General features: G+C 68.4%; 10 protein-coding genes. All 10 read right to left on the bottom strand.

What is annotated here, in order from left to right; genetic code table 11:
* Positions 1 to 3: 3 nt before the first annotated feature.
* Complete coding sequence (locus ABIB25_RS12515; protein ID WP_354528786.1) at positions 4 to 783, bottom strand: GntR family transcriptional regulator; 780 nt, start codon at positions 781 to 783, stop codon at positions 4 to 6.
* Positions 784 to 794: 11 nt separating this feature from the next.
* On the bottom strand, positions 795 to 2,399 hold the full coding sequence (locus ABIB25_RS12510; protein WP_354528785.1) for an ABC transporter substrate-binding protein: 1,605 nt from the start codon (positions 2,397 to 2,399) through the stop codon (positions 795 to 797).
* Positions 2,400 to 2,475: 76 nt separating this feature from the next.
* Positions 2,476 to 3,465, bottom strand: coding sequence for an ABC transporter permease (locus tag ABIB25_RS12505; protein WP_354528784.1), 990 nt, complete (start codon positions 3,463 to 3,465; stop codon positions 2,476 to 2,478).
* A 6-nt stretch (positions 3,466 to 3,471) separates the two neighbouring features.
* A complete protein-coding gene (locus ABIB25_RS12500; protein WP_354528783.1) occupies positions 3,472 to 4,374 on the bottom strand; it encodes an ABC transporter permease in 903 nt (300 codons plus the stop codon).
* The gene (locus tag ABIB25_RS12495; protein ID WP_354528782.1) at positions 4,371 to 6,227 is read right to left on the bottom strand and encodes an oligopeptide/dipeptide ABC transporter ATP-binding protein; all 1,857 of its coding nucleotides are present in this window, start codon (positions 6,225 to 6,227) and stop codon (positions 4,371 to 4,373) included. Before ABIB25_RS12495 ends, ABIB25_RS12500 begins: the two co-directional genes overlap by 4 nt.
* Positions 6,224 to 7,108, bottom strand: a complete 885-nt coding sequence (locus tag ABIB25_RS12490; RefSeq protein WP_354528781.1) for a polysaccharide deacetylase family protein — start codon at positions 7,106 to 7,108, stop codon at positions 6,224 to 6,226. The genes ABIB25_RS12495 and ABIB25_RS12490 overlap by 4 nt, the downstream gene beginning before the upstream one ends.
* Complete coding sequence (locus tag ABIB25_RS12485; RefSeq protein WP_354528780.1) at positions 7,105 to 8,646, bottom strand: amidohydrolase family protein; 1,542 nt, start codon at positions 8,644 to 8,646, stop codon at positions 7,105 to 7,107. Before ABIB25_RS12485 ends, ABIB25_RS12490 begins: the two co-directional genes overlap by 4 nt.
* Positions 8,643 to 9,356 carry an aspartate/glutamate racemase family protein gene (locus ABIB25_RS12480; protein WP_354528779.1) on the bottom strand — a complete coding sequence of 238 codons (714 nt, stop codon included), beginning with the start codon at positions 9,354 to 9,356 and terminating at the stop codon, positions 8,643 to 8,645. The genes ABIB25_RS12485 and ABIB25_RS12480 overlap by 4 nt, the downstream gene beginning before the upstream one ends.
* A complete protein-coding gene (locus tag ABIB25_RS12475; protein ID WP_354528778.1) occupies positions 9,353 to 10,249 on the bottom strand; it encodes a carbohydrate kinase family protein in 897 nt (298 codons plus the stop codon). Before ABIB25_RS12475 ends, ABIB25_RS12480 begins: the two co-directional genes overlap by 4 nt.
* Positions 10,246 to 11,394: an SIS domain-containing protein gene (locus ABIB25_RS12470; RefSeq protein ID WP_354528777.1), complete on the bottom strand. Its 1,149-nt coding sequence runs from the start codon at positions 11,392 to 11,394 to the stop codon at positions 10,246 to 10,248. Before ABIB25_RS12470 ends, ABIB25_RS12475 begins: the two co-directional genes overlap by 4 nt.
* Positions 11,395 to 11,604 lie beyond the last annotated feature (210 nt).

Genomic DNA, 11,604 nt, shown 5'->3' with positions numbered 1-11,604 from the left:
TGCTCAGCCGTCGGACCCGTCCACCGGCGGTGTCTCCGCCGCCAGCGCATGGGTGGTGTTCAGGGCGGCGAACGAGGGCGCGCGGTCCCGTTCGATGTGCGCGTAGGCGAGAGCCTCGGCGACGCGCTCGTTCCCGGAGATGATCGCCTCGCACAACTCCACGTGATCGGAGAAGGCGTCGTCCACGTCGAGCTGGGACGTCAGGTAGAACAGCCAGGTCATCCGCCCGAGGATCGATTGCATCAGGGTGGTCATCAACGCGTTGTCGGCCTGGTCGACGACCGCCTCGTGGAATTCCGCGCTGGCCGCGGCGATCCCATACGGGTCGCGGTCGTGCACCACCCGGCGGGTCTCGGCGAGCACCTCCTCGAGCCGGTGGGTCGGCGCGCCGTTCGCGACCTGACGGGCCGCGTACCGGGTGGCACCGACCTCCAGGCACAGCCGCAGATCGAAGAGATCGTTGACCGCCTTGGCATCCCAGGTGCTGACGACGGCGCCGCGGCGGGGGAACGTCCGGACGAATCCGTGCATCTCCAACAGCGGCACCGCCTCCCGCAGCGGGATGCGCGACACTTCGAGCTCCTCGGCCAGGCGCTGCTCGGTCAGCCTGCTGCCCTGCGGATACCGGCCCAGGATGATGCCTTCCCGGATGGACAGGTAGATCTGCGAGGACAGCGAGACCTTCTCGATCAGCGGCGGGGCGGCCGTGGGATCCGCCCCCCCGGAAGTCCTCGTCCGGTGCGCGATCCCGGTGCGCAGGGCGTTCTCGGGAGAACGGGTCATCGTCGTCGGCGCTACTTCTTGATCGACAGCAGGCTGAAGTCGAGTTCGTTGGCCCCGATGTTGTGGGCCTCCGCCACTCCGGCCAACCACTTCTGAGCAACCACCCAGTCCTTGTTGTAGGACAGGTTCAGGTAGCAACCGGTGGCCGAGTACTGCTGCGCCGCCTTGACGAAAAGTGCGGTGGCGCCGGACTTCACGGCCGCGTCCAGGTCGGCGTCGACCGCCGGGTCGTCACACAGGAAGTAGTTGATGCCGCCCGACTTGTCCCAGAAGACGTGACCCCACATGTAGGGGTTGCCGCCGTCCGGTCCGTTGTTGCCGTCGATGAACGCATCCGGGCCCTTGGTCGGATCATTCGCCCAGCCGAACACCTGCGACGTCGGGAAACCCTGCGCGGTGGCCTTGATCCCGGCCGCCTGAGCCTGTGCCGCGACGATCGCGGCCATCTGCTGCGCGTTGGTGTTGTCCGAGGCGTACCCGATCACCATGGCTGTCCCAGCCGGGACGGTCTTGGCGTAGGCGGTGAAGACCGCCGGGTCGTAGCTGATGTTCTGCTTGTCAGCGCCGCCGGGGATCATCCCCTTGGCGTACAGCGTGGTGGCGACCTCCGACCGCGCGCCCAGCACCTGCGTGACCAGCTTCTGCTGGTCGATGAACTGCATGAAGGCCGTCCGGGCGGGCTTGCCGGCGAAGAACGACTTGCTGGGATTCAGCGTCACCAACGCCGACTGCAGCGTCGGCAGCAGGTAGCTGCCGTACGCCGGATTGTTGTTGTACTTCGGCAGGCTGGAGGACGGCAGCGCCGCGACGATCGCGGAGACGTCACCCTTGTCGAATGCCAGCTGGATCGAGGACGCGTCGTTGTAGACCGGCAGGTTGATCGTCTTGAACGGCGACTTGGTGCCCCAGTAGCCGGCGTACTGCGTCATCCCGTACTTGGTGCCGGTCTGCGCGGACGTGAGCTCGTACGGGCCGGTGCCGAGATCGTGTGTCATCAGGTAGGTCTGGGCGTTGTCCGTGCCGGCGTTCTTCGTCAGGCCGGTCGGCGACTCCATCTTCGGGCCGAAGGGCGAGGCCAGGTAGTCCAGGAACGCCGCGTTGCCCTCCTTCAGGGTGACGACCGCGGTCTGGGCGTCGGGGGTGGCCACCGACTTCACACCCTGGACCATGTACGCGGCACCACCTTTCACGGCGATGCGGCGGTCGAACGCGACCTTGACGGCGGCCGAGGTGAACGGCGTGCCGTCGTGGAAGGTGACGCCGGTGCGCAGCTTGAACGTGTAGACGGTGTTGTCCTTGCTGATCGTCCACGACGTCGCCAGGCGCGGCGCGATCTTCACCGTGTCGATGTTGTTCTGGTACTGGACCAGACCCTCGTAGGCGTTGAGCACGATCGCCAGACCGTTGTTGGCGTAGTAGATGTCGGGGTCCGGTGGCTGCCCGATGTCGCCCAGCAGACCGATGGTCAGCGACCCGCCGGTCGGCGCCGCGTTCGCCGAGGTCGAGGCGGTCGTCGATGACGACGACGAACACCCGGCCAGCACGAGCAGGGGGACGGCGGCGAGGACGGCCGCCCGGCGCAGGACGCCGGATCGGAAGGTTCTGGTGTCTGGCATCTTCAGGGCTCCTGGGGTGTGGTGCGGGCGGGCGGGCGGGTCTGTTGCGGTTCGGGTCCGTGCGTGGATTGCTTGTTCAGGCGTTGAGCCGCGGATCGGCGAGGGCTTGGAGGATGTCGACGGCGGCGTTGACGATGATGTAGAAGGCGCCGAGCACCAGGGTGACGGCGGCGATGGCCGGGAAATCCGAGACGGGAATGCTGGCCGCCAGGTAGTTTCCGATGCCGGGCCAGCTGAAGATCTGCTCCACCACCACGGTTCCGGCGAACATGAAGCCGAGTTGCAGTCCGCCCATCGACAGACCGGGGCCGATGGCGTTGCGGGCGACATGTTTGCGCAGCACTGCGATCTCGCGAAGTCCTTTGGCCCTGGCGGTTCGGACGTGATCCGCGGTGAGGGTGGCCTGCAGACTCGACCGCAGCACCCGCCCGATCGCCACCGACGGCGCGATGGCCAGTACCAGCGCCGGCATCACCAGGTGCGAGAACGCCGAGCCGAATTGGGCGAAGTCACCGTGCAACAGGCTGTCCAGCAACAGGATCCCGGTCGGCGAACTCGAGTCCGCGCCCTGGCCGGACGCCGGCAACCAGCCGAGCTGCGAGTAGAACAGCACGATTCCGCCCAGCGCGAGCAGGAACGGGGGCGCCGTCGCCGCCAGCAGCATCACCCCGCGGAAGATCCCGGTCCCGCGCCAGCGCAATCCGCCGGAGAGCGCGAACAGCACGGCCAGCCCGATCGCCAGGACGAACGCGACGGCGACGAGTTCGGCGGTGGCGGGCAGGAAGTCGGCGAGATCGGAGGTGACCGGACGGTGCGTGCGGTAGGAGATGCCGAGGTCGCCGTGCAGGAGATTGCCGAGGAACTTGAGGTACCGCACCGGCACCGGAGAGTCAAGGCCGAGTTCGTGCCGCTTCGCGGCGATATCGGCGGGTGAGGCGTTGGCCCCCAGGTAGGCCTTCACCGGATCGCCGGGAGTGATCGTCTCCAGGATGAAGATGATCAGGGTCAGCAGGAGCAGCAGAACGATCGCAGAACCCAGGCGTCGCCACAGGAATTTCTTCAGCATGGCCGGCTACCGCCGGCCGGCGAGCAGGGTGCGGATGGCATCGCCGCCGAGGTTCGCGATCAGCGAGAGCAACAGCACCGCGATGCCCGGGATCACCGGCACCCACCACTGGCTCAACAGCTGATCCAACGACCGCGCGGTGTCGGCGCCGAGTTCCGGGGCCGGTTCCGCCTGCCCGAGCCCGATGAACGACAGGCCGGCCAGCAGCAGCACGACATTGCCGATGTCCAAGCTGGCAGCGACGATGGAAGTCGGCACCACCCCGGGCAGGATGTGCCGGAAGACCAGCCGGAACCGGCCGACCCCGGCCAGTCTGGCCGCCTCGACATGCGGTCTGGCGGCCAGGGAACGGACCTCGCCGCGGATGATCCGGGCGTAGTACGGCCACCACACGATGGCGATGCCGATCAGGGTATTGGTCAGGTTCGCGCCCAGTGCTGCGGCGATCGCGATGGCGACCAGCGTGCCGGGCAGCGCGAGAAACAGGTCGGTGAAACGCATCAGCAGTGAATCGACGATCCCGCCCGATACCCCGGCCACCACTCCGATGAGGCCGCCGATGATGAGTCCGGACAGCACCACCGCCAGCGCGGCGAACCAGCTGGTCTGGATGCCCCACAGCGTGCGGCTGAGCAGGTCCCGGCCGATGGCGTCGGTGCCGAGCAGGTGCCCGGCCGAGCCCGGCGGCAGGTTGAGGTCGCCGATGGGCTGGATCGGGTCGTAGGGGGACAGCAGGCGGGCGAAGATCGCCACCAGGGTGACCAGGACGAGCAGCCCGACGAGTCCGAGGTTGGCTCCTTTGCCTGCCCGCGCGCCGAAGTTGCTGCCGCGCAGGTTGAATCGTCGGGCGATGTCCGGCCGGCCGGTCTCTGGCGGCGCGCTCCCAGCGGGGGTGACTTCGGTCGTCATCCCGTCACCCCGATCTCCGGGACAGCGGCCAGCAGGGAGCGCGTGTAGGGGTGGGTCGGCGCGCCGATGACGTCGAGAACGGTGCCCTGCTCGACGACGGCGCCGTTCGTCATCACCACGATCCGCTCACCCATGAGGCGCGCGACCGCCAGGTCGTGGGTCACGAACAGCACGGTCATGTTCAGTTGCGCGCGGAGTTCGCGGATCAGGTTGAGCACGGTGGCGGCCAGCGAGGCGTCGAGGGCGCTGGTCGGTTCGTCGCACAGCAGCACGGCCGGCGGGATGATGGTGGCGCGGGCCAGGGCGACCCGCTGCCGTTGCCCGCCGGACAGTTCCGGTGGACGGACCCGCGCGACCTCGGCGGGTAGACCGATCCGCTCCAGCGCCTCGATGACGCGCGCGTCTGCCGCGGCCCGGCCGAGTCTGAGTGGCCGCAGGCGTTCTCGCAGCAACTCGCCGACCGTCAGCCACGGGGTGAGCGAGGAACCGGCGTCCTGGTAGACCATCTGGGCGCCGCCCGCCCCGATCGTCACGGTGCCGCTGGTCGGCAGCAGGATGCCGGAGATCACCCTCAGTAGCGTCGACTTGCCCGACCCGCTCTCCCCGACGATCGACACCGCCTCCCCGGCCGCGATCGTCAGGTCGACGCCGTCCAGGGCGACCATCGGGTGCGCCTTCCGCGCCCCTGACTTGGGGCGGAAAACGACCCGGAGGTCGGAGATCTGGACGGCTGCTCGGGGTGCGATGGTGGTGGCGCCCTGGGGGTGCGCCACCGGCGGTTCGTGGTGGGTGGCCAACTGCTGGACGTCGGCCTCGGCGCGCCAGCAGGCGCGTCGGTGGGCGGTGGACGCTCTTGCAGGTGCAGGTGCAGGTGCAGGTGCAGGTGCAGGTGCAGGTGCAGGTGCAGGTGCAGGTGCAGGTGCGGGGACCGGGGCCAGCGGCGGCACCTCGGTCGCGCAGCGATCGAGGACCACCGGGCAACGGGCGTGGTAGGCGCAGCCGTCCAGCCGCAGTGCCACCCCGGCCGCCGCCGGCCGCATCGTGGCCAGCACCTCGTCCCTCGGGGTGGCCAGCGACAGGCGGGATCGGAGCAGTCCGACGGTGTAGGGGTGCGCCGGCGTGGTGAGCACCGTTCGGGTGGGCCCGATCTCGGCGAGCCGCCCGGCGTAGAGAACCGCTATCCGGTCGGCGATCTGGGCCGCGACGGCGAGGTCGTGGGTGATGAACAGGACGCTGCAGCCGAGTTCGTCGCGGAGCCCGCGCAGCAGGTCGAGAAGCTGCGCCTGGACGGTGACGTCGAGTGCCGTCGTTGGCTCGTCCGCGATGATCAGCGAGGGTTGCCCGGATACCGCGATGGCGGCCATCACCCGCTGCCGGAGACCGCCGGAGAGTTCGTGCGGGAACACGCGGATCCGCTGTTCGGGATTGCTGACGCCGACCTCGGTGAGCAGCCGGACGGCTTCGCCTTCGTCGCCGTGCATCTCGATGATCTGCCGGCCCACCCGCATGGTCGGGTTGAGCGATGTCATCGGGTCCTGGAAGATCACGCCGAGGTGGTCACGCCGGACGGCGCGAATGGCAGACACGCTGCCGTGGACCATGTCCGTGCCCGCGATGCGGATCGCGCCCTGCACCCGGGGCCGTGACCGCGGCGGCAGGAGACCCATCATGGCCAGGCCAAGCACACTCTTGCCTGATCCGGATTCACCGACCAGGCCTAGGATCTCGCCGCGGGCAATCTGGAGGTCCAGACCGCGGAGCACCTGTGACGCCTGTCCGCGGCGGGTCAGCGTGATGGTCAGGTTCTCGATGACGGCGACCGGCTCTCGAGCCGTCTCGCCTGGCATGGTCATCGGGTCGCCTGCAGCGCTGCGTAGATGTGGCGGGGTTGCGTGAGCCACACATCCTGGCTGTGCTGCGCGATGTGCGCCAGCGCCCGGGTGAGTTGCCGCAGCCGGAATGGTGCACCGGAGATGAACGAGTGCACGACGATGCTCATGACCAGCGACTGGTCTTCGGCAGCGGCGAGCAACTCGTCGAACTCGTCGATGATCATGTCGGCGAATTCCGAGGCGGACACGCCTCGTCCGACGATCGAGGAACTGTCGTTGAGCTCCAGGGCGTAGGGCATCGCCAGTAGCTCGCCACGGCTGGTGTTGAGCCGTACCGGATGATCGTCGAGGCGCAGGTCGAGGACATATCGATATCCGTTGTCCACCAGTAGTTCCAGGGTGTTGGCGGTCTGGGTGAGCCAGGGGCTCGACCAGCCCAGCGGGCGCGTGCTCTCCTCCCGTTCGATCCGGTCGGCCACCGCCTGCAGGTAGCGCGACTCCTCGGATTCGCCGAGTCCGGCCAGCGAATCGGAGTTGGAGATGCCGTGCCCGACGATCTCTGCGCCGACCTTCCGGGCCAGCGCGAGCAGGTCGGGCGCCGAGTCGTAGAGGGCCGTGTTCAGGAGAATGGCGGGCGAGATGCCGAGGCTCTGCAGGCGATCGATCAGGCGGAACGCGCCAACGCGGTTGCCGTAATCCCGCCAGCTGGCGTTCACCAGGTCGGGCTGCGGAACCCCGGGTAGCAGGTCCTCGGTCTCGCCCTCGCCGAACCGGTAGTCCTCCAGGCCGAGCGCGACGTAGACGGCGAGACGCTTGCCGCCGGGCCACCGCGGGCCGCCGGTCGGAAGCGGGGTGAAGTCCCACCGGCCGTGCCCGATGACAGGCGCGTCGAGGTTGGTCATACGTTCACCCACCGGCTCATCCCGACATCGGTGCCGGCGGCTCGCTGGACCATTGCCTGGTAATCGGCGGCAGCGCTGTCGCTCTCGCGGCGGGCCGCCGAGATCTGCGGACGGCGACGGGCGAAGACCTCCCTGGCCTCGGCCAGCAGAGCATCCTCGTCCACGGTCAGCATCTTCCCGTTCTCCACGACGACCTCGCCGGCCACCATCGTCAGCCGCACGCTGTTGCCGTCCTGGCAGTAGACGAGCTGACCGGCCAGGTCGTTGAACGGAGTGAACGGGAGGGTGTGCAGGTCGAGCATGGTGAGATCGGCGAGGTAGCCCTCGCGGACCTTCCCGAGGGAGTCGCTGCGCAGCATCGCGGCCGCGCCGCCGGACCACAGGCAGTCGAGCACTTCCGTTGCCGCCGGCCAGGTGTGGCTGGGCGAGCCGGTGATGTTGTGGATCAGACCGGCCATCTTCACCACCCCCCACATGTTCACCGAGTCGTCGCAGATGGCCTCGTCGACGCCCAGGCACGTGGAGATACCGCGGTCGCGAACCCGGCGGAACGGCATCACGCCGCTGCCCAGACGCAGGTTGCTGACCGGGTTGTGGGCGATGACAGAGCCGGCCTCGGCAATCAGGTCGAGGTCGGCGTCGTCGGTCCAGACCGCGTGGATCACGTTCATCCGATCCGACAGCAGCCCGAGGTCAGCGGTATACCGCACCAGCGACCGCCCCTGGAAACGCGGTTGCTCGAGGGCCAGGGTGCGTTGCACCTTGGTCTCCAGCATGTGCGCGAACAGCGGGAGGTGGTGGGCCCGGGAGAGATCGTCGATTTCTCCGAAGTACTGCTCGCTGACCCGCTGTGGCGCCGAGATCGACACGGCGGCAGTCAGTCTGCCGTGGTGGGTATCGTGCCATGCCGAGATCAGGTGACCGTAGGCCTCGAGCAGGCCGATCCGGTCCATCGGAGCGGGTGCTTCCAGAGCCCGACGCAGCGCGGGGGAGGTGTCGGTTGCCCGGAAGGGGAGCTTGTCGATCTCCGGCAACTCCGGCTGGTCCAGTGCGACCGAGGCCCGGATGCCGGAATCGGCGTAGGCGGACATCACCGCGTCGATGATCTCCGGCGTCGGGTACGGCATCAGAAACGCGTCATCCTGCACCGAAGTGGTTCCGGTGCGGAGCATCTCGATCGCGGCCAGCATCGTCCGCAGGTACGCCTCGCGCGGGGTCGGCGTGAGCGCGGGATCCGCCGGCGATTCGTAGAGCATGAACTCCTCGAGCGGCAGGCTCGGCAATGAACCCTTGAGATGGTTTGCGGGGGAGTGGAAATGACCGTTGATCAGACCGGGCAGTAGGACGTGGTGTCCGTTGCCCTGGATGACACGGTTGGCTGTCGTGGGGTTCTCACTGACTTCGGCCCGGTACTTCTGTTCGGCGCCCGCGCCGATGCTGACGATCCTGATGCCGGAAACCAGCACGTCGGTCGGGGCGCAGATGGTGTCGGGGGCAGCCGGGTCGTACAGGCAGACACTGGTGAAGAGCACAATCATGGGGCTTCTCCGGCAGTCGCGAAGGTGTTGGCCCGCGAGGTCGACAGACGCTGCGCCAAGAGAGCTTCCACCTGACCCACCGCGGCGGCGACACCCTCGATCACCGGGATGCCGAGCGCTTCCCGGAGTGGGACGAGCAGGTCGGCCAGGCCGGCGCAGCCCAGGATGATGGCCTCGGCGTTGTCGTCCACGAGGGCCGCTCTGGCCTGCGCGAGGAAGAGGTCCAAGAGGTGCAGCGAGCCTTCTGCGACTGCGGCGACGTCCTCGTCGACGGCGCGGACGGTGCAGCGGTGTTCCAGGCCCATTTCGCGCACGACCCGCTGCGACATCGCCAGGGTGCGGCGCGGCATGGTGATGATGCAGAAGTGTTCGGCGATCAACGCTGCCGTGACCAGGGCAGCCTGCGTCATCCCGACGACGGGCCCGCGGGCGCTCTCCTTGGCTGCGGCCAGGCCGGTGTCGCCGAAGCAGGCGATGACGTAGCCGGCGGGAACGTCCGGGGCGGCCTCGGCGCGGCGGACCTCGGCGAGAACAGCTGCCGCACCGGCGACCTCGTCCGCATTGGTCTCCACCGTGACCGGACCGACCGTCGGCGTGATACCCACCAGTTCGGTGTGCGGGCCGGCGACTGCCGATGCCGCGTCCACGACCGCGCGGGTCATCGACTCGGTGGTGTTGGGGTTGACGATCGCGATCACTTGTTCGCTCATCGTCGAACCGCCTGTGCCGCCATGCTTCTTGCGGTTGCCGCGTCCAGCAGGCCGTTGATTCCGAACGCGCCGATGGCAATCCGCGCGGCGGTTGCGCCCGCTTCGATGGCTGCGATCGGATCCCCGGTGGTGAGGTGCACCGCGGCGAAGGCACCGCAGAAGGCGTCACCGGCCCCGGTGCTGTCCACCGGATCGACGGTCTCTACGGGGATCTCGACGGCAGGACCGTCACCGGTGAGCAGGAGGACTCCGCGTTCGGCCCGGGTGATCACAATCGTCTCGGGCCCCAGATCCCTGAGCTGACGGGCCGCCTGATGAAGGTCGGTCGAGCCGGTGAGTGCGAGTGCCTCGATCTCACTGGGCAGGAACACATCGCAGCACGAGATCATCCGGTGCAGGTCCGGCAAATTGCCGTCGAGGTAGTCCTCCTGGACGTCCAGGTAGAGAGTGGCAGCGGAGTGCTCGCGCAGCCACGGCGTCAGGGCGAGTTGGGCCTCGAGACTCATGGCCAGCAGCACGATGCCGTCGGCGGCCAGCACCGGGGCGGGCACGTCCTCGGGGTAGATCGACATGCGGTCGAAGTCCTCTTCGCTGCACTGCAGGTGCCAGGTGCGGCTGCCGTCGTCGGCGTAGTCGATGATGTTGCGGACCGTCGGGAGGTCGCGGGTGGGGAGGTCGGCGGTGTTCACCCCGGCGACGGACAGGTCGTCGAGCAGACCGTGCGGCAGGTCCGGTCCGATCGGCGCGAGCATGTGTACGTCGTCGAGCCAGAGTCTTGCCGCGAGCGCTGAGTAGGCGGCGTCCCCGCCCATCGCCGGGCCGCTGTTGACGCCAGCGTGAATCGCCTCGTCGATGGTGAGATTGCCGATGCAGACCAGGCTCTGCTCGGTCATGACGGCTTGCCTTTCGAGGCTGCCGACTCGGCATCGGCGAACTTGGCCATCCCGAGGTGATAGCCGATCAGCTGGGCGGGCAGCAGGTAGAGCAGCGGCGCGAAGGCCTCGTCGACCGCCGGGAGGTAGAGGGTCCGTTCGGCGTGGTCGTCGAGTCGATGTTCGTTTACGGTCGTGCAGACGTAGAGCCGACCGCCGAAGCGCTTGGCATCCCGCCCGGTATCCATCGCACGAGGCAGGCTCGGGCCGGTCGGCGCCAGCAGGAACAGGGGTTCGTCGGCCTTCTGCGAGTTGTAGTGGTGGTACTCCTCGACCTGGATCTCGACCGCATGATCCGGCGTGCACTCCTTGACCTTCGCCGCGCCGACGATTGCGGCCGGCCAGGTGGGTCCGCCCGCCGAGAACAGGTACATGCTCTGCGCAGATTCGGTAGCCGCGATCTCGGCGATCGGGTGGTCGAGTTCGGTGAGCACGTCGGCCACCAGTTCCGGGAGCGCCGCCAGATCGGTTGCGCCAAGGCCCGTCTGCGAGAGGCCGTTCGCAGTTCCGATCCGCACCGCCAGGTCCAGGAGTAGCGCGAGAGCGGCCGTCGAGGATTGAGTGGGCCAGCCGACGCGGGTCGCCCGGACCAGGAGCGTCTGCTGGCACTCGGTGGCCAGGGACGATCCCGGTGTGTTGGTGATCGCGACGGTGGTGGCGCCAGCGTGCTGCGCGACGAGGGCGGCCTCCACCGTCCTCGTCGTCTCACCGGAACTCGACAGGGCGATGACCAGCGATCGATCGTTGACCAGATGCCACTGGTAGTAGGCGAACTCGAGGCTCTGCACCGGCTCGCACGGCACACCGAGTGCAAGTTCGAGAGCTCGGCGGGCGGCGATCATGACGGCCAGCGAGTCGCCGGCACCGACCAGGAACGCGCGGTTGATGTCGGCGGCGGCGAGCTGCGTCGCCAGCTTGTCCAACTCGGTCAGGTTGTCGGCCCAGGTTCGCTCGATGGCCTCGGGCTGGCCGAGCATCTCGCCGTGGGTCGCTTCCACCCGGCGGCGACGCCTGGGGTCGAGGGGATCGTCGCTCGGCAACGCCAGGATGCCGGCCCGCTCGGCTGCGGTCACCCTGGCGATCACGCTCTTCTGGCGCTCGTTCAAGGGACTGTCCGCACCGAGAAGCGGGCTGTCAGCGCCGGTGTCACTCTGATCGTGCGGTTCGCCCTGTGGTGGGGTCGGCTCCCCGCCGGGCGTGGATGGGGGTGCGCCGGGCTGCTGCACGCTGCACCTCGCCCTCTTGGCTACGATCCCGCGACACCCGGGTTGGCTGGACCAAACGGTATACAATCAGGCGAGTCGATGGGGTAAACA

This window comes from Nakamurella sp. UYEF19 (assembly GCF_040546275.1).
Classification (GTDB): domain Bacteria; phylum Actinomycetota; class Actinomycetes; order Mycobacteriales; family Nakamurellaceae; genus Nakamurella.
The sequence above is the reverse complement of the archived record's forward strand: the minus strand, read 5'-3'. Positions and strand labels throughout refer to the sequence as shown.

Excerpts from the sequence above, each read along its gene's own strand:
- ABIB25_RS12495 (WP_354528782.1), bottom strand. The coding sequence starts at position 6,227 with ATGACCATGCCAGGCGAGACGGCTCGAGAGCCGGTCGCCGTCATCGAG.
- ABIB25_RS12505 (WP_354528784.1), bottom strand. The coding sequence starts at position 3,465 with ATGCTGAAGAAATTCCTGTGGCGACGCCTGGGTTCTGCGATCGTTCTG.
- ABIB25_RS12500 (WP_354528783.1), bottom strand. The coding sequence starts at position 4,374 with ATGACGACCGAAGTCACCCCCGCTGGGAGCGCGCCGCCAGAGACCGGC.
- ABIB25_RS12485 (WP_354528780.1), bottom strand. The coding sequence starts at position 8,646 with ATGATTGTGCTCTTCACCAGTGTCTGCCTGTACGACCCGGCTGCCCCC.
- ABIB25_RS12480 (WP_354528779.1), bottom strand. The coding sequence starts at position 9,356 with ATGAGCGAACAAGTGATCGCGATCGTCAACCCCAACACCACCGAGTCG.
- ABIB25_RS12510 (WP_354528785.1), bottom strand. The coding sequence starts at position 2,399 with ATGCCAGACACCAGAACCTTCCGATCCGGCGTCCTGCGCCGGGCGGCC.
- ABIB25_RS12515 (WP_354528786.1), bottom strand. The coding sequence starts at position 783 with ATGACCCGTTCTCCCGAGAACGCCCTGCGCACCGGGATCGCGCACCGG.
- ABIB25_RS12490 (WP_354528781.1), bottom strand. The coding sequence starts at position 7,108 with ATGACCAACCTCGACGCGCCTGTCATCGGGCACGGCCGGTGGGACTTC.
- ABIB25_RS12475 (WP_354528778.1), bottom strand. The coding sequence starts at position 10,249 with ATGACCGAGCAGAGCCTGGTCTGCATCGGCAATCTCACCATCGACGAG.